The following is a 23,987-nucleotide window of genomic DNA, read 5'->3' as shown; positions in this document are numbered from 1 at the left end:
TTGCAATTAATTCGCATTAGAACTGATGATGAGCTTATGTGGTACAAGGAAATTTGGGATGCCATTTTAGAAGAAGAGAACAATGATAATCCATTTATAGAATTTGCGTGGTTTTATAATTGGTGGCAAATTGTAGGTCGGAAAGAGCGGGTAGAGCTTTATGCTATTGAGCATGAAGGGACAATTAGGGCTTTTTTTCCTTTTACAGTGTCTATTTGTTGGGGGATAAGAGTGTATACTTTTGCGGGTGAAAACATCGCCAATTATACAGGGGTTGTGGCTAAAAAGGAATGGTTACAGCAAGTTACAACCTTTGTGTTTGATGAGCTAATTAAAAAGCATCGGCATATTCTTTTTTCCTTGCATGGGTTATTAGAAAGTAAGGTGTCTACTAAAATCTTAGAGCAATACTTTGTAGAACGACAATTACGAACAAGCCTATTCCGAGTTGTGACACCCTATCTTGCTTTTTCAGAAATAGATTTTCAGCGCCATTTCAATCAACGTCGAAAAATGCATGGCGTTGATCGACGAGAACGAAAACTAAGAAATTTAGGCTCCTTAGAAAGACGTGAGCCTTCACAGGACGAGCTTTGGCAAATGTTTCGATTATTTGATCGGCGATGGGCAAAAAAACTAGATACAAGTGGCTTTACAAAAGGCAAGAAAAGAGATTTTTTTGAGCGTTTAACGATGCTTAAAGATGAGGCGTTACAGGTAGAGGTCGATGCACTTGTCTTTGAAAACCAGTGGATTGCTTTTACCTATGGATTATGCTGTCGTGGCCGCTATGTAACATATGCTCTTGCGCATGAGCCAACTTTTAATTTATTTGGTGCTGGTCGGATAGTCACTCAGGAAGCCATCCAGCGAACGTTTACTGCTAACTATCGCTTATATGATATGAGCATAGGCTATGAATCTTATAAATTTGATTGGCGCTCAGACATTGATTTTACAAGACAGATGCTTGCTAGCAGCGGTACGAAACGTACAAATCTACTGGCAGGTTTTTTATCGTTAAAGCAAAGGCTCAAAGAATTTATGAAAGGGAACCAACGAGTCGTAGATTGGAAGCGTAACACACTGGGCCATTTACGATACTTAGTAAAGTATGGAAAGGTAAAAGATTGGCTAGAATATGGACAACAATTCGTAGAAAAATTTATTCGTTTGAAACAAGTGGAGCTGTATGAATTATCCCCATCAGAGGACATATCACCACAGCAACCTGTTGGAAACTTATTTGAAGAAATGTCGATTCAGGAAGCGATGCAGCTTGATCAGGAAGAAGTCATGGCCCTCCTTTATAAGGGCTATACGATTTATAAAGACTCCTTTGCGGAAACGAATAAGCTTGCGTTTGCATTACATGCTACAAACTGGCGGGTGGATTCAATGCAAATTGTAGAAGCCTTACCGAAACAAACCTATTTTTTAGCCTATGATGTTTTCAAACAAATCGATATTATTACAGCTTTTTTACGGAAAATAAAACCAGCACAAACATTGTGGGTAACGGTAAGTTTTTGGCAATGGCGCAAGCGCAAGCGCTTAGTACAGCTAGGCTATAAACCTATTTCTCGAATGAAACATTATAAAATTGCTCGTTTTGAGCGACACCGTGTAGAAAAAAATACAGAGAGTGGGGGCGATGTACATTCTGTCCATTAAAAGTAAGCGATGGAATATCGCAATGCAGCATTTTTATTTTCTCGAAAAGCCAGCCAATTTTCGAAAGTCTATGAAAGTTGTAGGCTATACGCATTCATTAGTACCAAGTCGGAAGCTTGTAAAAAGCGAAACGATCCACATTTATTTGCAAGAGCATGAGCTTTCATTGTATTTAGCACTGTCTGAAGGTAATCGTAAAATCTTACGACGTGCCCAAAAAGAATCCTATCAAGTCATTTTGTATAAAGAGCCATCCATAGAAAATTTGAAAGCCTTTCAGCAATTTTACAATCAGTTTGCCAAAAGAAAAAAAATTGAAGCAATCGGCAAGTCGCAAATGGAAACCATTCTGCTCCTTAATGAACAGGGCGCCTTATTATTATCGGAGATCCAGAGTTTTTGTGGACAGACATTATGTTATCGATTAGATATTGTGCATGAGAAAAAAGCGATGTCTTATTTCGAGGCAACGTGTCATGCAACCGCATTACCTGCACAATTAAAACGACCTTTCCGTTATGCAAATCGGTTTTTAATTTGGCATAACCTGCTACACCTAAAGGAGCAAGGTTTTGACTTATATGATATGGGAGAATTAACGGACAATCGAAATGTACGAGCCTTTAAATTAAGCTTTGGTGGCCAGGTTGTTCATGTTTACTCAGGCTACATTATCCAATCAAAAATACGTGCACTACTATTAGGTGTGCAAAAATGGAGGAAGTAGCAACATGAATGGTGGGGGTCTCGTTATTTCATTAGATTTTGAGCTGAATTGGGGTGTCCATGACGTATTTCGTTATGGCCAATACAATAAAAACCTATATGGTGTCCGTAAAGCCTTGCCCAGGATATTAGCGTTATTTGAGCAATATGACATCCATGCAACTTGGGCTACAGTTGGATTATTGTTTGCTGAATCAAAGGCAGAAATGGCTCATTATTTGCGAGGTATCCCTGTGAAATATGAAAATATGCGCTTTGCAGCACATACACAGCTAGCAAAAGTTGGCGAAAATGAACAAGAGGATCTACTGCATTTTGGTAAATCTTTAATAGAGGAAATTAAACGTACACCACATCAGGAAATAGGAAGTCATACCTTTTCTCATTTTTATTGCTTGGAGAAGGGCCAAACAGAAGCTGCCTTTTGTGCAGATTTACATGCAACCAAAACAATTAGTGACGGTTATACTGCGCCCATGAAATCCATAGTCTTTCCTCGTAATCAAGTAAACAAAGACTATTTAAAAGCATGCCTAGAAGCGGGGTATGTTTGCTACAGAGGCACCGAAAATCATGTGCTATATGATGCACAAAAGTTTACGAAAAAGGGAAGACTTTTAGGTGCTAAGAAGTGGTTAGATAGCTATTGGAATATAACTGGTCATCATTTCGCCACTCTGGAAGAAATGCAAGAGGAGCAACTGATTAATATTCGATCAAGTGCTTTTTTAAGGCCATACTGTAGTCCATTGCGTATATTCGAAAATTTAAAAGTAAAGCGAATAAAGGAAGGTATGCTCAAGGCTGCACAGGCACAAGCCTTTTATCATTTATGGTGGCATCCTCATAATTTTGGCAAGCATATTGATAAGAATTTGGCGATGCTAGAAGAACTATTAAGTTATCATCAAGAACTGCGTAGTCAATATAATTTTCAAAGCTATTCCATGTATGAGGTAGCAGAACTTTGCGAAAGCCATTCGAAACAGCAAAAGTAGTCGAAATGGAAGGAGACTCTGCTTGATATAAGAGGGATTTCTGGACGAAGAGTTGACCTAAGTGTTGTCAAAATAACGGTCGCTATTTGAAGAGTATTAGATAAAAGCAGGTTGAAACCAACTCACAAAGCAGAGAAATGACATAACCCTAACCTAAATACATGCAATTTCTGAGCAAACTGATTTCAAGTTTGCTTTTTTTGTTTGATCAAAAGAATATTTTCAATATAAAAGGAAAAAAGAAAATCTTTGACGAAAATCATTGTACGAATGGTACTATTATTATAAAGAAAATATGTTAGGACATTTATAGGGGAGCACCAATTGATTTAGGTCAATTGAACTTGAATGGAAAAGAGAAGAAGGTGGTAGATGAATATGTTTATACAATCAGAATGCCAATGGAAGCAGGAAAATGGATCAGCGATGCATCAGTGGATAAAGCAGCAAACAAATCCGAATCCGAATGAGGTGGATATTGTCGTATATGGCGCTCTTTTATCATATGCCAATGGTGCGTCGTCAAAAGCGCAATACCCAACAGCCTTTCGTAAAGCTTGGCCAGGTTTTCAATCGTATAATTTAGATGAGCAGGTGAATTTACGTGCCCTTTCAGTTGCGGATATCGGGGATGTGGCGATTCTAGAAAATGATCGAATGCTTTCTGAATCTGCCATCGAGGCTGCTGCGGAAAATTTAAGTATAGCCTTTCAAAAAAGTTTTACTTGTTTGATTGGGGGAGATCATACTATTACCGCGCACTCCATAAAAGGTATAAAAAATGCTTTCCCACAGGATCGCATTGGCATCATTCAGATTGATACGCATTTAGATGCAAGGAACCAAGAGGAAATTGGTTTAGCGCAAGATTCTCCAATTCATCAGTTAATTGCAGCAGGGGTTGTGGAGGGGAGACATGTCTATAATGTCGGTTTGCATGGCTTCTTCAATTCACCCGAAATGATTCATTATGCTAAAGAACAAGGCATCCATATGATTACGTTAAAGCAAATGCGACGTGATGGTATTCAACTCACAATACGTGAAATGCTGCGTCAGCTTATGTATGAAGTAGATCGCATTTATGTGTCAGTGGATTTAGATGCACTTGATATTGTATTTGCCTGTGATGTTCCTGCAGCATCACCTGGTGGTTTAACGGCTTATGAGTTATTTGATATCCTCAAGCTTATTGGTGAAAATGAGGGTGTGCGTCATATTGATTTTGTTTATGCTGATCCTAAAGAAGGTATACTACGTCCAGAAACTGTTAAAATCGGTGTAACCGCATTTTTACAATGGTTAACAGGCATTCAGCTAGATCATCGCAATCGTATCTCGAAAAAAGGAAAGGTTATGTTGTAAAGCAAGTGTATTTCCGAGTATTAACAATGCTGATTGTTAAAAGTTTGCTATAATGTTTAAGTAGAAAACAATAAATAAATACAAACTTTGTATTGTAATAGAGAGGAAATTTATGATGACAACAAAACCAAGATTATTGATTGTCGACGGTATGGCACTGTTATTCCGTTCTTTTTTCGCTTCGGCTGCCATGGGGCATTTTATTCGCTTGGCAGATGGAACACCAACGAATGGAGCCCAAGGATTTGTGCGACATGTTCTAACAGCACAAACTATTATGAAGCCAACACATATGGCTGTTTGCTGGGATATGGGTGCACATACATTCCGCAATGATTTATTTGATGGTTATAAAGCGAATCGCCCAGCACCTCCAGAGGAAATGCTACCACAATTTGATATGGCGAAAAATTTATCGCAGCAAATGGGCTGGCAAAATTTCGGGGTGAAGGGCATGGAGGCAGATGATTTAATTGGCTCCATGATAACGAAATGGCAGGACGAGGCAGACATTACGGTCATTAGTGGTGATAAGGATTTACTTCAACTTTTAAGGCCATCTACAGAAATTGCGTTTATGAAAAAGGGCTATACAGAATACGATATTTATACACATGCTCGCTTTAAAGAAGAATATTGTATTGAACCTTCACAGTTTGCACAGGTGAAAGCCTTTATGGGTGATTCAAGTGATGGCTATCCAGGTGTGAAAGGGATTGGCCCTAAACAAGCGTTAGCGCTTATTCAAACATATGGCTCAATAGACAAAATACTGGCATCGATTGGTGAATTGAAGCCAGGCCAAAGAACAAAAATCCAAGATAATTTAGAAATGTTGCAGCTATCACATGAGCTTGCAACAATTCAAACCAATGTACCAATTGATGCTGATTTTACGAGTCTTGTGGTACCAACGTATGAACCACATATTTTTAAAGCAATAGAAGAGCATGGCTACACGCTAATTGCCAAGCATGCCCGTTCTTTATATTCGCTTATTTAATCAATCATCGCAGAGTATAGTCATATGCTCTGCTTTTTTTATTGTAAGGAAAAGAATAAAGATCAAATAGAAGGCTAATTGATCTTTGCTCTAGTAAGGAACCATTTTCACGAAGGATAATACCTTTTCGTTGTCTTTATAGAGAGCCTGACGAATTTGACTATCACGTTGTGGGCCACCATTATCATGAAATATTAGCCATAGCTCATCATTTTTTATCTCATACCCAATAAGCGGTACCCAATGATAAGCAAAGGTAGATTTTTTATCTCGCCACTGAAGGCTAAAATAACGATCAAAACGCATAGCAACTGGTCGACCTGCGTCAATTTCCTGTAGAGCTTCCTTTAATGAACAAGTTCGAATATCCCACGTTGGAAGCAATTGACGAAGATTGTGAATCAGTCTCCATTTGAATAAGCCAATTTTTGTACCACCAAGCAGTTTATATAGCTCATTAATGGAAGGAGTTGACTCATTTAAAAATTTTAAGATGACATGAATCGTAGTAGGTCCACAGGCAGAATTGCGATAGCTTGGTGCAATGGAAATCTCATATTGTGAAGCCCCTCGTAGTGCCAATTGTTGACGCATAATAAACTCCTTTCAAAAAGAGCTGCATTTCAAGAAGAAATGCAGCTCTCTCGCCATTATTGTTGAGCAGATAAAAATTCTGTTACTTGTTGAGGTGTTTTTGCATTTGCACTATGTAAGTGTGCAAGTTTTTCACCATTTTGGAAAATCAATAGACTTGGAATTCCCATAACATCGTACTTATCAGCGATTTCTGGAAGCTCGTCTCGGTTTAGCTCATACCAATCATATTGGTTGTACTCTTCAATGATTGGATCGATAAACATATTCATACGTGTGCAATCAGGGCACCAGCCAGCATAAAATTTCACTAAAACTTTTTGGTCGCCAGCGATTAATTCGTTAAATTGTTCTGCAGTAGTAATAGTTTTCATTAAGTATTCACTCTCCTTGCTTTCCATTCTACACATTTTTCTCGCAATCTGAAAGTTTTCTGTTTGGCCGTTTCAATCGCTACCTCTTGTCCTCTTTTAGCTCGTTAAAAACAAAAAAAGATGTATACTGCAAAAATAATTCTTGAAAAAAGATTGCTAAATTAGACAAAATAATCTACACTAAAAACAGAAAAGTAGTTTTATCTTCATTCATTGAGAAGTGTCATTTTGGAGCGAAGATAAACCTTAGTCGTGCTTGGTTGAGTGGAGGGAATCTCATTCAACAAAAGGACAAAAAATTCACTAAGGAACACTTGATATTTTTTTGGCCAAAAAATGAATGGCTATTCATTCAATGGGAGAATAAGGGGGAATTGCTTGTGACTTACAACATTAAAAAAGCAGCTGTTCTAGGTTCTGGGGTGATGGGCTCTGGAATTGCAGCACATTTAGCAAATATCGGTATACCAACATTACTATTGGATATAGCACCGAAGGAACTGACGCAAGAGGAAGAAGCAAAAGGCCTTTCTTTAGAGCATCCAGCTGTTAGAAATCGTATTGTAAACGGAGCTTTGCAAAAGTTATTAAAGCAAAAGCCAGCACCACTTACTTCTAAGAAAAATTTATCACTACTATCAGTTGGCAACTTTGAGGATGATTTAGGGAAACTAAAAGATGTAGATTGGATTATTGAGGTTGTTGTAGAAAATTTACCAATTAAACAAAGTCTTTATGAAAAAATTGATGCGGTTCGTTCACCAGGAACAATCATTAGTTCAAATACATCTGGTATTAGCATTAATGCGATGGCAGAGGGACGTTCAGATGATTTTCAAAAGCATTTTCTTGGCACACATTTTTTCAACCCACCTCGCTATTTAAAGTTATTAGAAGTGATTCCTGCCAATACAACTGCACCTGAAGTAGTTAGCTTCATGAAAACGTTTGGGGAAGATGTGCTTGGTAAAGGAGTTGTACTTGCAAAAGATACACCAAACTTTATTGCCAACCGCATCGGAACATATGGTTTACTTATCACTTTACAGGAAATGTTAAAAGGTGGTTACTCTGTTGGTGAGGTAGACTCTGTAACAGGTCCGCTTATCGGCCGTCCAAAGTCTGCAACTTTCCGTACGCTAGATGTAGTTGGTTTAGATACATTCATTCATGTAGCGAAAAATGTTTACGATCAAACAACAGGTGAGGAGCAGCAAGTATTTGCAGTACCTGAATTTTTACAAAAAATGGTCACAAACGGTTGGCTAGGAGCAAAATCGGGTCAAGGTTTCTTCTTAAAACAAGGAAAAGAGATACATGAGATTGATCCAGCAACCTTAACGTATAGTCCAGCCAAAAAATTAAAAACACCTTCTATCGAAATGGCAAAACAAACTCGTGGATTGGCCAATAAAGTGAAGGCGTTAACCTATGCAAAGGATCGTACAGGCGAGCTATTATGGGGGATTTTTGCACCAACGCTCCTTTATTCTGCACAGCTACATGGGGAGATTGCAGATGATATCGTAGCCATTGATAACGCGATGAAATGGGGATTCGGCTGGCAACAAGGGCCATTTGAGATTTGGGATGCTATAGGCGTAAAAGATTCTGTGGCGAAAATGGAGGCTGAGGGCCGAGAGGTACCTGCTTTTGTCAAAGAGATGTTAGCAAATGGCGTGGAGACATTCTATACAGAATTAGACGGAGATTTAGCTTACTATAATGGTTCACAATATGTGAAAGTGCCAGTCAATGAAAAAGAGATTAATTTAAAACGTTATAAGAAAAAGCATGGTGTGATTAAATCAAACACAGGTGCTAGTTTAATAGATTTAGGGGATGGAATTGCATTACTGGAGTTCCATTCGCAATCCAATGCAATCGGCTTGGATATTATTCAAATGATTAACTTTGCGGTAGATGAAGTAGAGGCTAACTATAAGGGCTTAGTCATCGGTAATCAGGGGAAAAACTTCTGTGTTGGGGCAAATCTAGGAATGATTTTGGTAGAAGCACAGGATGATAATATATTTGAGCTAGATTTCGTCATTAAAGCATTCCAAGATGCTATGCAGAAAATTAAATATTCACGTAAGCCTGTTGTAGCAGCACCGTTTGCCATGACATTAGGCGGGGGAGCAGAGGTTTGCTTACCAGCTGCACATATTCAAGCAACAATGGAAACATATATGGGCTTAGTGGAAGTAGGGGTTGGATTAATCCCAGGTGGTGGCGGAAATAAAGCGCTCTATCAGAAATTCCTAAAGGGCTTACCAAATGGCGTAGAGGTAGACTATCAACATATTGCTAATAAAGTATTTGAAACAATTGCGATGGCGAAGGTTTCAACATCTGGTGAGGAAGCACGTGAAAATAATTTCCTAAACTTTGCGGATGGTATTTCAGTTAATCCAGATCATCAATTGTATGATGCGAAGCAGGCGGCATTAGCACTTTATGAAGCGGGCTATCAACCACCTGTACCAACAAAAGTGCCAGTGGTCGGTGCATCAGGCTATGGTACATTACTCATCGGTGCGCAAGGAATGTTTGAGTCAGGCTTTATTAGCGAACATGATTTAAAAATTGCTAAAAAATTAGCTTATGTTATTGCAGGTGGAAAGGTTCCGTACGGCACATTAGTCGATGAGCAATATTTATTGAACTTAGAGCGTGAGGCATTCCTTAGCCTTGTTGCTGATCCGCTATCACAGCAGAGAATGCAACACATGCTGTTAAAAGGTAAACCACTTCGTAACTAATTGACGAAATAGATCAATCTTGCACATGAAACAAAGGGGGATTAATACGATGCGTGAAGCCGTTATTGTAGCAGGAGCACGAACTCCAATTGGAAAAGCAAAAAAAGGTTCTTTAGCAACAGTAAGACCAGATGATTTTGGTGCTGTTGTAGTCAAGGAAACATTGAAAAGAGCAGGCTATGAAGGGCCAATTGATGATTTAATTTTAGGCTGTGCAATGCCAGAAGCAGAGCAAGGAATGAATGTAGCACGTAGTATTGGGGCACTTGCTGGATTACCAGATACAACGCCTGCTTTGACAATCAATAGATTTTGCTCATCAGGTTTACAGGCAATTGCTTATGCAGCAGAGCGAATTATGCTAGGACACTCAAAGGCTATTCTTGCTGGTGGTGTAGAATCCATGAGTATGGTGCCGATGGTAGGGAATACACCACGTTTAAATCCGACTTTAGCAGAAACGGCTCCACAGTATTATATGGGCATGGGGCATACAGCTGAGGAAGTAGCTCGTCAATATAATGTTAGTCGTGAAGACCAAGATGCTTTTGCTGTTCGCTCGCATGAGCTTGCTGAAAAGGCAATTAAAGAAGGTAAATTCAATGATGAAATTGTACCAATTGAAGTGGAACAGCATTACGTAGACGATAACAATAAAGCACAAGTGAAAAAATTCACATTCAGTATGGATGAAGGTGTACGTCCAGGTACATCAGTTGAAGGTTTAGCCAAACTACGTCCAGCTTTCCACGTAAAAGGCAGTGTAACGGCGGGCAATGCCTCTCAAACTTCTGATGGTGCAGCAGCTGTACTAGTAATGGATCGTGAAGAGGCTGACAAGCAAGGACTGACACCAATGGCAAAATTCCTAGGCTTTGCAGTTGGCGGTGTACCTCCTGAAGTAATGGGTATCGGGCCTATCGTGGCAGTGCCAAAAGCGTTGGAAATTGCAGGTTTATCCATCGAAGATATTGATTTATGGGAAATCAATGAAGCATTTGCTTCACAGTCATTACAGGTGGTACGTCATTTAGGCATCGACCAAGAGAAAGTCAATGTGAATGGTGGAGCGATTGCATTAGGTCATCCTCTAGGCGCAACGGGAGCTATTTTAACATTAAAGCTAATTCATGAATTGAAGCGTCAAGGGAAGAAATATGGTGTAGTGACAATGTGTATTGGTGGCGGCATGGGTGCTGCTGGCGTATTTGAAATTCTATAATTTTTGCTAGATCAGCTTGAGGTGTACTGTTTACGGTTGCCTCCGAACATTGTATACGTCAAGCTTTTCTATACATGATCATTAGGGGAATCAACTAACAAAAAGATATATTGGGAGGAATTAATCATGACTGAAAAAACAACTGATTTCATTAAAGGCGGCGGATTTCTTATTGAAGATGTGGAATTAGATCGTGTATTTACACCGGAAGATTTCACTGACGAGCATAAAATGATTGCTAAAACAACAGAGGAATACGTTACAAATGAAGTTTTACCAGTAGTGGAAAATTTAGAGCACCATGAATTTGAGCATTCAGTGCGTCTCCTAAAAAGTGCAGGCGAATTAGGCTTACTTGGAGCAGATGTGCCTGAAGAATACGAAGGGCTAGGATTAGACAAAGTTTCTTCAGCTTTAATCGCTGAAAAAATGTCTGTTGCAGGTGGTTTCTCTATCACACATGGTGCTCACGTTGGTATTGGGTCATTACCAATTGTTCTATTCGGTAATGAAGATCAAAAGAGAAAATATTTACCTAAGCTTGCTTCAGGTGAATTAATCGCTGCCTATGCATTAACAGAGCCAGGTTCAGGTTCAGATGCTCTAGGTGCAAAAACGACTGCAAAATTAAATGAAGCTGGAACACATTATATTTTAAATGGTGAAAAACAGTGGATTACGAATGCAGGCTTTGCTGATGTATTTGTGGTCTACGCAAAAATTGATGGCGATAAATTCTCCGCCTTTATCGTAGAACGTGCCTACAATGGTGTTTCAGTTGGTCCTGAAGAAAAGAAAATGGGGATTAAATCATCATCAACGCGTACATTAGTATTGGAAGATGCGGAAGTACCTGTAGAAAATCTATTAGGTGAAATTGGTCGTGGTCATATTATTGCGTTCAATATTTTAAACATTGGTCGTTATAAACTAGGCGTGGGCACAATTGGCGGATCGAAACGTGCATTGGAGTTAGCTATTCAGTATACAAACCAACGTCAGCAATTTAAGACAAAGCTTTCTGATTTCAATCTGACAAAAGAGAAATTATCAACGATGGCTTCTCAATTGTATGCTTCAGAATCATTAAACTATCGTACTGTGGGTCTATTTGAGGATCGTTTAAGCCAATTAAGCCTAGAAGAGCAAAAGCAAGGTAAAGTAATTGCAGGAGCGATTGCTGAATATGCCATTGAATGCTCTATTGCTAAAGTATTCGGTTCAGAAACTTTAGACTATATTGCTGATGAAGCTGTCCAACTTCATGGCGGTTATGGCTTTATGGCTGAATATGAGGTAGAGCGTATTTACCGTGATTCTCGAATTAATCGAATTTTTGAAGGTACAAACGAAATTAACCGCATGATTGTACCTGGCACATTTATGAAAAAGGCGCTAAAAGGTGAGCTACCATTATTACAAGTTGCCCAAAATTTACAGCAAGAGCTGCTTATGCTAATGCCAGAAGATATCGGTACAGAGCCGTTAGCACAAGAAAAATATTTAGTGAAAAATGCCAAGAAGATTGCTGTATTAGCTGCAGGATTAGCAGCACAACGCTTTGGTGCAAAGCTTGATCAAGAGCAAGAAGTATTGGTAAACATTGCGAATATAGCTAACCAATTATTTGCAATGGAATCAGCTGTCTTACGTACAGAAAAAGCAATTGCTCGTGACGGTGCTGAAAAAGCACATCAAAAATTGCTATACACACAAATTTTCTGCCAAGAAGCATTCTCAGAAATCGAAAAAGAAGCAAAAGACACAATTCTTGCTTCAGCGGATGGCGATGCAGCCCGTATGACATTATCTGCACTGCGTAAGCTAACACGTAATAATCCATACAATTTAATTGCGAAGAAGCGTGAGGCTTCCGTTAAATTGATTGATGCTGAAAAATATATTGTATAATAGTGCAAATTTAACCTAGCTATCTGCAAAAGATAGCTAGGTTTTTTTATATGAGATGGATAATCGTAAAAGGAGCGGATAAATTTGCACAACTGGTGGATAAACTTACAAAAAAGAGTGAAGTTCACCATTGAAAACAACTATGATGGTATACTACAGAAAAAGACAGAAGAGGAGCATTGTAATGACGATTCAATTTTTCCATTATCCGAAATGTACAACATGTAAAAAGGCACAGAAGTGGTTAAATGAGCATGAGGTTGCCTATGAAGAGGTACATATCGCAGAGCAACCTCCCACTAAAGAAGAATTAACAGCTATTTGGCAAGCTAGTGGACAGCCTTTGAAGAAATTTTTTAATACCTCAGGCATGAAATATCGTGAGCTTGGCTTAAAGGACAAGTTAGCGGAAATGACGGAGGATGAGCAGCTTGAGCTACTTGCTTCAGATGGCATGTTAATGAAACGTCCCATCGTGACAGATGGAAAAAAAGTTACTTTAGGTTTTAAAGAAGTAGATTTTGAGCAAGCTTGGAAATAACCGTATTAAACCTTGTATTTATAGGAGAAGTATGGCACACTGAAAGTGAATATATTACATATTTATGGAGGGGTTTTTTGCATGAGCACACCTAAAGACTTACGATACTCTGAAGAACATGAATGGGTAAAAGTAGAAGATGGAAAAGTACGTATTGGTATTACTCACTTCGCACAATCTGAATTAGGAGATATCGTATTCGTTGAGCTTCCACAAGTTGGCGACGAAATCAAAACAGATGATCCATTCGGTAGCGTAGAATCAGTAAAAACTGTTTCTGAATTATATGCACCAATCTCAGGTACTGTAGTGGAAGTAAATGCAGATTTAGAAGATAGCCCAGAATTCGTTAATGAATCACCATATGAAAAAGCATGGATGATCGTTGTTGAGCCTGCTGACGCATCAGAAGTTGAGAAACTAATGACAGCAGAGCAATACGAAGAAATGATCGCTGAATAAGACAAGCTATAATCGAAAAACGTCGGAAACTACCGGCGTTTTTTGTTATATAATGACTTATAAGTGGGGATCTCTAAATGGAGGTGGCGTAATGTTCGAGGGAAAATGCTTGATAGTAGAAGGACGCTCAGATAAGCTACAAATTGAGCCTATTTTGAATGAGAATGTTACAATACTATGTACGAATGGTACAATTGGTGTGCATCAATTAGAAGAACTACTGGATCCCTATGAGGGCTGTGAGCTATTTACTTTTTTTGATGCAGATACTTCTGGCGATAAGCTACGTGCATTAATGGACAGACATTATCCAGAAGCTGAGCATCTGCGCACAATGCCAACATATAAGGAAGTAGAAACGACACCAAGAAAAGTGCTAGCGATGATTTTACTGCGAGCACATTTTTCAATCCATAATGAATATATTTTGTAAGGTTGCGTGAGTAAATGGAAGAATGGTCAACAGAGCAGTGGGAAGCGGCTAAACAGTCAGGAGAGAAAACTGCATTTTATTTATATACACCGATGTGTGGAACATGTGCAGTGGCATCTAAAATGATGTCCATTATTGAACAATTACTGCCACAGCTACAAATTGGTAAAGCAAATATCAACTTTTTGGAACACATTGCTTATGAGCATCAAATTGAAAGTGTTCCATGTCTACTCATCAGTGATGGCGGAAAAGTGACAGAAAAGATTTATGCTTTTCAATCCGTACCATTTTTATATGAATTGTTAAAAAAATCAATTGACTGAACTTTACTAGCGTGGTAAAGTATCAAATATATTACTAAAACATTAAATATATCGAACTCTTATGAAGAGTGGCGGAGGGAAGTGCCCTATGAAGCCCGGCAACCATCACAATGTGAAAAGGTGCCAAATCACCCAAAGATTTTTCTTTGAAAGATGAGAGAACGGTTTAACGTATTATACGTGACCCCTTCTACTTGTCTGTGAGTGAAGGGGTTTTCTATATGAGAAAAGGAGTATTCGCTATGATCCAGCTTCAAAATATTACAAAGAAATACAAAACAGCAAATGGCGAATTAACGGCAGTCAAAGACGTCAACCTTACTATTAATAAAGGTGAAATTTTTGGCATTATTGGCTATAGTGGTGCTGGTAAAAGTACCATGATTCGTTTATTAAACGGTTTAGAGAAACCGACAGCAGGAACAGTAACGGTGAACAATCAAGAATTTTCATCGATAAAAGGGCAAAAGCTTAGAGCGGCTAGACAAAAGGTAAGTATGATTTTCCAGCATTTCAATTTACTTTGGTCTAGAACAGTTGCCGAAAATATTGCATTCCCTTTAGAAATCGCAGGCTTCCCAAAGGCTCAACGTGAAGCACGTGTGAAGGAATTAATTGCCCTTGTAGGCTTAGAAGGGCGCGATAAGGCATATCCATCCCAGCTTTCTGGTGGACAAAAGCAGCGTGTAGGAATTGCACGTGCATTAGCGAATAATCCAGAGGTTTTACTATGTGATGAGGCGACATCGGCACTCGATCCTGAAACAACGGATGCTATTCTTGATTTACTCGTTGATATAAATGAACGCTTAGGCTTAACTATCGTCCTGATTACCCACGAAATGCATGTCATTCGCAAAATTTGTCATCGTGTAGCAGTGATGGAGGCAGGCGAAATTGTGGAACGTGGTGAGGTATTGCAAGTCTTCCAAGCCCCACAGGCGGCTATTACTAAGAAGTTTGTATCTCAAATTACAGACACTAAGGAAACACAGGATACGGTAGCACAAATTAAAACAAACTATCCAACTGGACAACTTGTCAAACTTATTTTTGTTGGTGAAAAAACAGAACAGCCAGTCATCTCACATCTTGTGAAACAATTTGATGTAGAAGTAAGTATTGTTCACGGAAATATTTCACAAACAAAAAATGGTGCATATGGTACATTGATTGTGCAAATTGATGGCTCTCAGAAAAACGTCACTGAAGCCCTTCGTTATTTAAATACAGTGGAAGTACAGACGGAGGTGATTGAAAATGCTAACTAATCTCTTTCCGAATGTAGACTGGGAAAATATGTGGCAAGCTACGTATGAAACTTTATACATGACAGCTATATCAACGGTTGTGACATTTATTCTTGGGTTAGTCATTGGTATTGTTCTATTTTTAACTAGTCCCAATCAGTTATGGGCAAATAAAATCGTTAACTTTTTAACGGGATCACTCGTTAATATTTTCCGTTCCATTCCATTTATCGTATTAATTATTTTATTAATTCCATTTACGAAGTTGTTACTAGGTACAATTCGTGGTGCCAATGCGGCGTTACCTGCTTTAATTATCGGTGCAGCACCGTTTTATGCTCGTATGGTATTAATTGCGTTACGTGAAATTGATAAAGGTGTCATTGAAGCGGCTCGTTCAATGGGAGCGAAAACTTCTACAATTATTTGGAAAGTATTGGTTCCTGAATCATTACCAGCTTTGATTTCTGGTATCACCGTAACGGCTGTTGCTCTTGTAGGTTATACAGCGATGGCAGGAATTATTGGTGCAGGTGGTCTTGGTAACTTAGCTTTCTTAGACGGCTTCCAGCGAAATCGCCAAGATGTGACATTAATGGCAACTATTTTGATCTTAGTAGTCGTATTTATTATTCAATGGATTGGTGATTTAATTACTGAGAAAATTGATAAACGCTAGCACGAAATTGAGGTTATTCCGGTTTTTACCGCTAACATATTTAAAACAAATAAAAGGGAGTGTCATAAATGAAAAAGTTATTAGCAGGATTATTTTTATCAATACTTGTACTAGCATTAGCAGCTTGCGGTACAGATAAAAAAGAAGATGAAAAATCAGCATCTGGCGATCAAACAGATAGTAAAGAAAACGTAACATTAAAAGTAGGTGCTTCTAATACACCACACGCAGTTATTTTAGACAAAGCAAAACCGATCTTAGCTAAAGAAGGTATTGATCTTGAAATTGAAACATATACAGATTATGTTTTACCAAACCAAGATTTAGAGTCAAAAGATATTGATGCAAACTATTTCCAGCACATTCCTTACTTAGAGCTACAAATTAAAGACAATGGCTATGATTTCGTTAATGCAGGTGGCGTTCACATTGAACCAATCGGAATTTACTCTAAAAAATATAAAACGTTAGAAGACCTGCCTGAAGGCGCAACAATTTTACTTTCTAACTCAGTATCTGACCATGGTCGTATGCTGTCATTGTTAGAGGCTAAAGGCTTAATTAAATTAAAAGAAGGCATTGATAAAACAGCAGCAGAATTAAAGGACATTGAAGAAAATCCTAAAAACTTTAAATTCGATGCAAATACTGCACCAGAAATGCTTGTACAAATGTACGAAAATGATGAAGGCGATGCAGTACTTATCAATTCTAACTTTGCCATCGATAACGGTTTAAACCCAATTGAAGATGCTATTTCTCTTGAAGATAAAGAATCTCCATATGTTAACATCATCGCTGTACGTGCAGGTGATGAAACAAAACCTGAAATTAAAAAATTATTAGAAGTATTAACATCTAAAGAAATCCAAGACTTCATTTTAGAAGAGTGGAAAGGTGCAGTAGTACCGGTAAAATAAGAATTAGAAATTTTATAAAAGGGTACATAAGTTTAACGACTTATGTACTCTTTTTTATTTGTAGTTAAATTGATGAGAAACTATGTATTTTTTATGACGTCTATTTATGTTCAGATATTGTTTAGTCACATTTATTACTATAGTAATGTTGTTAATTTGCGAAATAAATGATAGAAAGTAATAATAAGAAAAAACTAGATGGAGTGATTCTAATGAATGATATAAAATTCACCCATGACATCATGCAAGAACATGAAGTAGAGCGCTACTTTAAAATATGGCGAGAAAGTGTGATTAGATCACGCCTTACTATAACAGCAGTCTTTTTAAAAACAGCTAATGCTACACAACTAAATGAAAATGTGAATGATCAAGTTACCTCGTTTTTACAATCAAAAATACGCAAGACAGACTTGCTTTTTCAATTATCCGATGGGGATCATTGGGGCATCTTCTTTTTACAAAGTAGTGATGTAGAAGCTAGGGCGTTTTTAAAACGAATATTTGCCATCTTAAAAGCAGAACGGAAGTTCCAACAGATTGCATTAAAGGCCTCTATAACAGAAATAAGAAATAATAACGTTATTTTTGAAGAGCTGTTAAATAAAAATAAACAGATGTTATCAGGGGATGAGCAATTAACATGGAGTATAGCAGAGGTAAAGGATTACTGTGAGCAACCAACTGAATTAGTGAAAGTTAGTATTATTGAGCAAAACGCCATTTTTAGACAAGTATTAGAGTCAACGCTTAACCAAATAAATATCCCTTATTTTTCTTTAGAGGTAAAGGTTTATGAGGATGGCTATAGCTTTTTGCAATCGGATGATTATAAATCGGGGCATATGCATCTAATTCTTATGAATGATATTTTACCGCTAAAAAATGGCTTAGAAATATTGCATATCTTACGACATATGCCAAATGAAAAGAAATTTATTATTTATATGATGTCAGAACGCAATTCTGAAGGGGCAGCGCTTAATGCTTATGAGGGCGGTGTTGATGAATATATTGTCAAACCATTTAATTTACGTTTGCTAGAAGCCAAAATTAAAAGAACGTTTGCGAGGTTTTGGTTATGATTAAGCTGACTATTTCGACGCTTTTAGCAATAGTTTCCTTCTTATTAGTTGTGCTCTTTATCTTTTTAATGTATTTACTTGTTCAGCGACAGCGTGAAAGCTATTTTGAAAAAGTTTGTGACCGTTATTTACAAAATTATTCTCAACTTTGGTATGATTACTTATTCAATAACGCATTTTTTAGTATCGTATTAGTACCTCGAGGAAGCCCCCAAGTAGAAGCTATTGAAAAAATTTTTTCATCCTATTTAAAGAATATAAGGAATGAACAGGTGGAATTAAAAATTAAACAATTCTCCAATCAATATTTAAAAGCATTCTACGAAAAAGATTTATCCAGTAGACGATGGAGTATTCGAATGAATGCCCTCTATCGAATTGCAGACTTACAAATAGATGAATTGCTAACGAAGTGCCAAGAATTCGAAAAAAATAACATTACAGATGAAGAACATTTCCAGTTATTAAAAATATACTCCCTTTTCCAACCAGATTTATTTATGGAGAAAATAAAAAATTCCAATGTAAATCACGCTGAAAGTGAATATAGAAGACTATTTGTATTATTAGATGATAATGTATTTACTCGATTTTTCCATGATTTTAATAGTTTGTCGGCTAATATGCAATTTGCAGTTATTGATACTGCTGCTGTAAAAAGAAATATGGAGTATTTGGATGAATTAAAAAAATTATTAGGCCATGATACACCAGAGATTAACATCAGAGCATTAAAAGGGCTATATGAAATAGGAATTATTGATGAGGTGGATCCCTTTGTCCCTTTTGTGACTTCAGAAATGTGGGAAGCCAGGTTAATGGTTGCCAAAATTTTTAAGCATGTCCCACTTACTTACACTTATAGTTATTTAGAGCAGCTTCTTCAAGATGAGAATTGGTGGGTACGTTCCCAAGCGGCAAAAACGATTGTAGAAGATCGACATGGTATAGCTAAATTACAGCAATTCATTGAATCCTCAAATGACCAATATGCAGTTGAAATGGCCCAGGAAATTGCAGCTAGAAAAGAGGGGAAGTAAATGAAAATAATTGATTATTGCATGTTGTTTTTTGGAGGCATCATTTTATTTTATATGCTGTTCGTTATCGTTTCGTATTGTACAATGTTCATCATTGCAATGCTGGATTTAAGAAAACGCTATCGTCTTGATCTATCAGAGTATGATGATGCACATATAGATGCCCTTTATTCAAAACCGGTATCGTTACTTGTTCCTGCTTACAATGAAGAAGTAGGAGTTGTAGATACAGTTTATTCATTATTGAATTTACGTTATCCTCAAACTGAAATTATCATTATTAACGATGGGTCTACAGATAAAACCCTTCAAACGGTCATCGAACATTTTCAAATGAAGCCAATCAATAAAATTGTCCGAACTAATATCCCTACAAAAGACATTAAGCAAATATATGAATCTGAAATCTATAAAAATTGTATTTTAGTTGATAAAGAAAATGGTGGTAAGGCTGATGCACTAAATGTGGGTATTAATGTATCTCAATATCCGTATTTTTGCTCTATTGATGGGGACTCCATTTTAGATGAAAAATCCTTGCTGCGGGTGATGAAGCCTATCATTTTATCTGATGGTGAGGTCATTGCAGCAGGAGGTAATATTCGTATTGCAAATGGTGCAAAGATGCAGTTTGGCTCTATTTATGAGACTCAATTACCTAGTAATTACTTAGTAATCATGCAAGTAATCGAATATTTTCGGGCATTTTTAATGGGGCGAATAGCGTTAAGTAAATTCAATTTAGTCCTTATTATTTCCGGAGCATTTAGTGTTTTCTCTAAAAAATGGGCTGTTGAAGCAGGTGGATATTCAACCAATATTATTGGGGAAGATATGGAACTGGTGGTGAATATCCATCGACTTATAAAAGAAAAAAAAGAAAATAAGCGTATTGAATTTGTACCTGACCCAGTTTGCTGGACGGAAGCACCTCAAACATTAGGAGTACTACGCAATCAACGAAGAAGGTGGCATCAAGGGTTATTTGAAAGTCTATGGAAGCATAAAAAAATGACCTTGAATCCTAGATATGGAATGATTGGATTTCTTTCGTTCCCGTATTTTTGGCTAGTGGAATGTCTAGGGCCTCTTGTCGAGTTAGGAGGATATATTTATATTGTCATAGCCTTTTTCTTAGGGAAAATTTATTATGAGGTTGCACTCATGCTGCTACTACTATTCGTTATTTATGGTGTTATTTTTTCAATAGCGGCAATATTGTTTGAATCGTGGAGTATGAATACGTATCCGAAAAAAAGAGAGTTGTTACGCATGATTCTTTTAGCGTTTACAGAAATTTTTTGGTATCGCCCACTAACATTATTCTGGCGCTGTGAGGGATTACTTCGTTTTGTCTTAAGAAAAAGTGACTGGGGTAATATGAAACGTGTCGGCATTGCTGAAAAGGAGAAAAGTGTATGAAACGAATCTATATAGGGGTTATGGTCGTTCTAGTCCTCGTGATAATCCCTATTACATGGTGGTACTTAGAAGATGAAAAACAGCTTAATGTGGCCATTATAGATAAAACCGTTCCGAATGAGTCTTACCGAGAGCACTTAGGGGTGAATTGGTTTTTAAACCATTATAAATATAGATTAAATAATGAACCTTATGACGTAGAACGCGATTATTATGGTACGGTCCCAAACGATGAAACTAAAAGTGTTGTAGAAAAGAATTTACCAAAGGATTATAGGGACTATGATGTCATTTATTTGGCAGATTCGTACGGAGTTTATAAAGATGATTTACAACAAACAAAACGTTTAGGTGAACGTTCTGAAAAAATTGTGGGGGGACTTGAACAAAAAGAATGGCAGGCAATCGTCGAACGCTTAGCCAGCAAAAAAAAGAGTATGTTAATAGCTGAGTATAACACGTTTGCTTCCCCAACATCAGGGGAAGTTCGTAAAGAATTACAGGATTATTTAGGAATCACATGGTCTGGCTGGATCGGGCGTTATTTCGATGAGCTTGATTATCATAAAAACTTAGAGATACCGCAATGGGTGATCGATGAACATAGCGATAATTGGTCATATAAAGGTGGAGGCTTTTTACTATTTAACGAAATAACTGAGGAGCTCCTTGTTCTAGAGATGAACAAGCATGTTAAATCTGAAGGAATTCAAGTGCAGTTTACTGAAAATGGGAAAAAATTCTTTCATTCATCTGCACGGGCGCAATACGATTATTGGTTTGATATTATTACTCCTAAATATGCTGAAGATGCTCTTGCAAATTATAAATGGGATTTAACAAAAAAAGGAACAGAGCTGTTAAAGGATAATGGCATTCCAGAACAATTTGCAGCAATTGTAGGCCAAGATAAAAGCTACACATCTAGTTATTATTTTGCGGGAGATTTTAATGATATCGCACGGGTACCGAATATTTATAAAATAAAAGGGTTACCTACAATCTATAAATATGCTGAGAAGTATGCGGACAGTTCGTTTTATTGGTCCATTTACATCCCAGTAATGCATCAAATATTTGATGCATTTGAGCATAAAGAGGTTCAGGATACTGTAAATCATGAGAAATTAAACTATAATGCAAGGATTCAGGGACAATCTTTTGAGGTGCTAAGAGATGGCAAATGGGAACCAATCGTATTTAAGGGTGTCAATATCGGAATGGGGAAACCTGGCGCCTTTCCTGGAGAAGCAGCCATTACAGAAGAGGAATATTATCGATGGTTTAAACAAATAGCAGACATGAATGCTAATACGATACGAGTCTATACATTACATCCACCAGGCTTTTATAGAGCACTTGCTAAATATAATGAAGAACATCCAAAAAAACCATTATATGTTTTACATGGGGTTTGGATTAATGAAGAGGGCTTAGCAGGTTCATTGGACGCCTATGATAAAGATACGTTAGAAGATTTCCAATTAGAAATGAAACAAATGGTAGATGTCATTCATGGAAATATCTATGTGGAGCCTCGCCCAGGACATGCATCTGGCTTGTATGATGTAGACGTATCAAAATATGTTATAGGATGGGTACTAGGAATTGAATGGTATCCACACATGGTTGTGGGAACAAATGAAAAACATGCAAATATTGGTCAATACAACGGTACTTTTTTTGAAACCAAGGGTGCCTCTCCGTTTGAGCATTGGCTAGCAGAACAAATGGATGTGGTGTCAGTTTATGAAAAGGAAAAATATAACTGGCTACGTCCAATGAGTTTCACGAACTGGGTCACAACTGACATTCTTGAACATCCGTCAGAGCCATCAGAGGAGGAAGATTTAGTAGGGGTCAATCCAAATGTTATTTATACAAAAGGAGAAATGACTGCGCCTGGACAATTTGCTTCCTATCATGTGTATCCTTACTACCCTGACTTCTTTAATTTCGATAAAGATTATTTAAATTATGTCGATTTCCGAGGGAATAAAAATAGCTATGCAGGTTATTTAAAAGAGCTCCATGAAGCTCATACTATGCCTGTTCTTATTGCGGAATTTGGTATCCCAGCATCACGTGGTAAAACACATGATAATGTATATGGTTGGAATCAGGGGCAAATGTCAGAACAAGCACAGGGAGAAACACTTCAACATTTATTTGAGGATATTATGCATGAAGGGCTCCTGGGAGGACTTGTTTTTACATGGCAAGATGAGTGGTTTAAACGAACATGGAATACGATGGATTATGATGATCCGAATCGTCGACCATTTTGGTCCAATGCTCAAACAAATGAGCAACAGTTTGGATTATTAAGCTTTGATAGACTGAAGGTAAAAGTAGATGGAGAGACAACGGAATGGACGGGTAAACAGCTATATGATACTGCACCAAACAATCCAACAGATTTTGCAGTAGACTATGATGAGCGCTATATGTACATTAAATTAAAAAGTGAGGAGTTAGCCAATACCTCCCCTCGCATTTTATTAGATGTTGTACCAGATCAAGGAAATACGTCTGCTACATCTATAAAAAATATGACGTTTTCAAATGGTGTTGATTTTATAGTTGAGCTCAATAAAAATGGTCAATCTAAGGTTGTTATTGATGAATACTACGATTTCTATGATTATTTATATGGCCACCGTTTAAATTTAATTGCTCCCCGAATGGCTAATGCCATGAAAAATAGTGGAAAGTTCGCCCCTATTTACTATGTATTAAATAAACAACTATTTTTACCTGAGCAAAATAGAACGACTGATTTTAGTATCTACGAAACAGGAAAATTACTTCAAGGAAATGCTAATCCAGAAGCAAAAGATTATGATTCTTTAGTTGATTATTCTTGGACCGATGACAATGTTATCGAACTTCGCATCCCTTGGTTATTGATTCAAGCTAAAGATCCGAGTCAGCGTGAGTTTATAGGTAACCTGTATAAAGATGGCGATAAAGCGGCCGTTAAAGTAGACAATATTTATATTGGTGCTTTATTTGTAGATAAAGAAAACAACGTTGTTCAATCTATGCCAGCAGCTACTAATGGTATTTTACCACCACTGTCTGCTTATACATGGGAAACATGGCAAGTTCCAAAATATGAAGAGCGCTTAAAACAATCCTATTATATTTTACAAAAATTATTTAAATCATATTAAAGGAGCTAAGGGTTGATTCTT

The 23,987-nt window shown here is 37.4% G+C and carries 21 protein-coding genes and 1 riboswitch; of the genes, 19 read left to right on the top strand and 2 right to left on the bottom strand.

The window, feature by feature from the left end; genetic code table 11:
• The 5 genes from L6W14_RS18255 (at nt 1) to L6W14_RS18235 (ending at nt 5,766) form a co-directional block, all read left to right on the top strand.
• On the top strand, nt 1-1,674 hold the full coding sequence (locus L6W14_RS18255; RefSeq protein WP_237898586.1) for a GNAT family N-acetyltransferase: 1,674 nt from the start codon (nt 1-3) through the stop codon (nt 1,672-1,674).
• Nucleotides 1,655-2,401, top strand: a complete 747-nt coding sequence (locus L6W14_RS18250; RefSeq protein WP_227744941.1) for a hypothetical protein — start codon at nt 1,655-1,657, stop codon at nt 2,399-2,401. The genes L6W14_RS18255 and L6W14_RS18250 overlap by 20 nt, the downstream gene beginning before the upstream one ends.
• 4 nt (nt 2,402-2,405) lie before the next feature.
• On the top strand, nt 2,406-3,398 hold the full coding sequence (locus L6W14_RS18245; protein ID WP_131521204.1) for a polysaccharide deacetylase family protein: 993 nt from the start codon (nt 2,406-2,408) through the stop codon (nt 3,396-3,398).
• Between the two features lie 378 nt (nt 3,399-3,776).
• The gene (locus L6W14_RS18240; protein WP_237898585.1) at nt 3,777-4,763 is read left to right on the top strand and encodes an agmatinase family protein; all 987 of its coding nucleotides are present in this window, start codon (nt 3,777-3,779) and stop codon (nt 4,761-4,763) included.
• A gap of 115 nt (nt 4,764-4,878) precedes the next feature.
• Complete coding sequence (locus tag L6W14_RS18235; RefSeq protein ID WP_193767380.1) at nt 4,879-5,766, top strand: 5'-3' exonuclease; 888 nt, start codon at nt 4,879-4,881, stop codon at nt 5,764-5,766.
• Between the two features lie 90 nt (nt 5,767-5,856).
• On the opposite strand, the gene L6W14_RS18230 is transcribed toward L6W14_RS18235, so the two are convergent.
• Together L6W14_RS18230 and L6W14_RS18225 are read right to left on the bottom strand one after the other, a co-directional pair.
• Nucleotides 5,857-6,360, bottom strand: coding sequence for a C39 family peptidase (locus tag L6W14_RS18230; protein WP_237898584.1), 504 nt, complete (start codon nt 6,358-6,360; stop codon nt 5,857-5,859).
• Between the two features lie 56 nt (nt 6,361-6,416).
• Entirely contained in the window at nt 6,417-6,761 is a 345-nt protein-coding gene (locus L6W14_RS18225) for a thioredoxin family protein (RefSeq protein ID WP_081010969.1), read from the bottom strand.
• A gap of 353 nt (nt 6,762-7,114) precedes the next feature.
• Between L6W14_RS18225 and L6W14_RS18220 the strand changes: the two genes are divergently transcribed.
• From L6W14_RS18220 to L6W14_RS18155, 14 genes are all read left to right on the top strand, one after another.
• Nucleotides 7,115-9,499 carry a 3-hydroxyacyl-CoA dehydrogenase/enoyl-CoA hydratase family protein gene (locus tag L6W14_RS18220; RefSeq protein ID WP_054549465.1) on the top strand — a complete coding sequence of 795 codons (2,385 nt, stop codon included), beginning with the start codon at nt 7,115-7,117 and terminating at the stop codon, nt 9,497-9,499.
• A 49-nt stretch (nt 9,500-9,548) separates the two neighbouring features.
• Entirely contained in the window at nt 9,549-10,721 is a 1,173-nt protein-coding gene (locus tag L6W14_RS18215; protein ID WP_131521209.1) for an acetyl-CoA C-acetyltransferase, read from the top strand.
• A 126-nt stretch (nt 10,722-10,847) separates the two neighbouring features.
• Entirely contained in the window at nt 10,848-12,632 is a 1,785-nt protein-coding gene (locus L6W14_RS18210) for an acyl-CoA dehydrogenase family protein (RefSeq protein ID WP_131521210.1), read from the top strand.
• A 184-nt stretch (nt 12,633-12,816) separates the two neighbouring features.
• The gene (locus L6W14_RS18205; RefSeq protein WP_131521211.1) at nt 12,817-13,173 is read left to right on the top strand and encodes an arsenate reductase family protein; all 357 of its coding nucleotides are present in this window, start codon (nt 12,817-12,819) and stop codon (nt 13,171-13,173) included.
• An 81-nt stretch (nt 13,174-13,254) separates the two neighbouring features.
• On the top strand, nt 13,255-13,635 hold the full coding sequence (gene gcvH / locus L6W14_RS18200) for a glycine cleavage system protein GcvH (RefSeq protein ID WP_004228227.1): 381 nt from the start codon (nt 13,255-13,257) through the stop codon (nt 13,633-13,635).
• A 91-nt stretch (nt 13,636-13,726) separates the two neighbouring features.
• Complete coding sequence (locus L6W14_RS18195; protein ID WP_004228229.1) at nt 13,727-14,068, top strand: toprim domain-containing protein; 342 nt, start codon at nt 13,727-13,729, stop codon at nt 14,066-14,068.
• Nucleotides 14,069-14,082: 14 nt separating this feature from the next.
• Nucleotides 14,083-14,394 (top strand): thioredoxin family protein, encoded by a 312-nt coding sequence (locus L6W14_RS18190; RefSeq protein WP_036078640.1) that lies wholly within the window; start codon nt 14,083-14,085, stop codon nt 14,392-14,394.
• Nucleotides 14,395-14,450: 56 nt separating this feature from the next.
• Nucleotides 14,451-14,554: riboswitch (SAM riboswitch) on the top strand.
• 82 nt (nt 14,555-14,636) lie between these two features.
• Entirely contained in the window at nt 14,637-15,665 is a 1,029-nt protein-coding gene (locus tag L6W14_RS18185; RefSeq protein WP_131521246.1) for a methionine ABC transporter ATP-binding protein, read from the top strand.
• On the top strand, nt 15,655-16,323 hold the full coding sequence (locus L6W14_RS18180; RefSeq protein WP_131521212.1) for a methionine ABC transporter permease: 669 nt from the start codon (nt 15,655-15,657) through the stop codon (nt 16,321-16,323). Before L6W14_RS18185 ends, L6W14_RS18180 begins: the two co-directional genes overlap by 11 nt.
• A 68-nt stretch (nt 16,324-16,391) precedes the next feature.
• Nucleotides 16,392-17,243: a MetQ/NlpA family ABC transporter substrate-binding protein gene (locus tag L6W14_RS18175; protein WP_131521213.1), complete on the top strand. Its 852-nt coding sequence runs from the start codon at nt 16,392-16,394 to the stop codon at nt 17,241-17,243.
• 212 nt (nt 17,244-17,455) lie between these two features.
• Nucleotides 17,456-18,328 (top strand): response regulator, encoded by an 873-nt coding sequence (locus L6W14_RS18170; RefSeq protein WP_131521214.1) that lies wholly within the window; start codon nt 17,456-17,458, stop codon nt 18,326-18,328.
• Nucleotides 18,325-19,368 carry a HEAT repeat domain-containing protein gene (locus L6W14_RS18165; protein ID WP_131521215.1) on the top strand — a complete coding sequence of 348 codons (1,044 nt, stop codon included), beginning with the start codon at nt 18,325-18,327 and terminating at the stop codon, nt 19,366-19,368. Before L6W14_RS18170 ends, L6W14_RS18165 begins: the two co-directional genes overlap by 4 nt.
• Nucleotides 19,369-20,790 (top strand): glycosyltransferase family 2 protein, encoded by a 1,422-nt coding sequence (locus L6W14_RS18160; RefSeq protein ID WP_237898582.1) that lies wholly within the window; start codon nt 19,369-19,371, stop codon nt 20,788-20,790.
• The gene (locus L6W14_RS18155; protein ID WP_237898580.1) at nt 20,787-23,966 is read left to right on the top strand and encodes a hypothetical protein; all 3,180 of its coding nucleotides are present in this window, start codon (nt 20,787-20,789) and stop codon (nt 23,964-23,966) included. Before L6W14_RS18160 ends, L6W14_RS18155 begins: the two co-directional genes overlap by 4 nt.
• The last annotated feature ends 21 nt before the right edge of the window (nt 23,967-23,987 follow it).

Source organism: Lysinibacillus sp. ACHW1.5 (genome assembly GCF_022014815.1).
Classification (GTDB): domain Bacteria; phylum Bacillota; class Bacilli; order Bacillales_A; family Planococcaceae; genus Lysinibacillus; species Lysinibacillus capsici.
The sequence above is the reverse complement of the archived record's forward strand: the minus strand, read 5'-3'. Positions and strand labels throughout refer to the sequence as shown.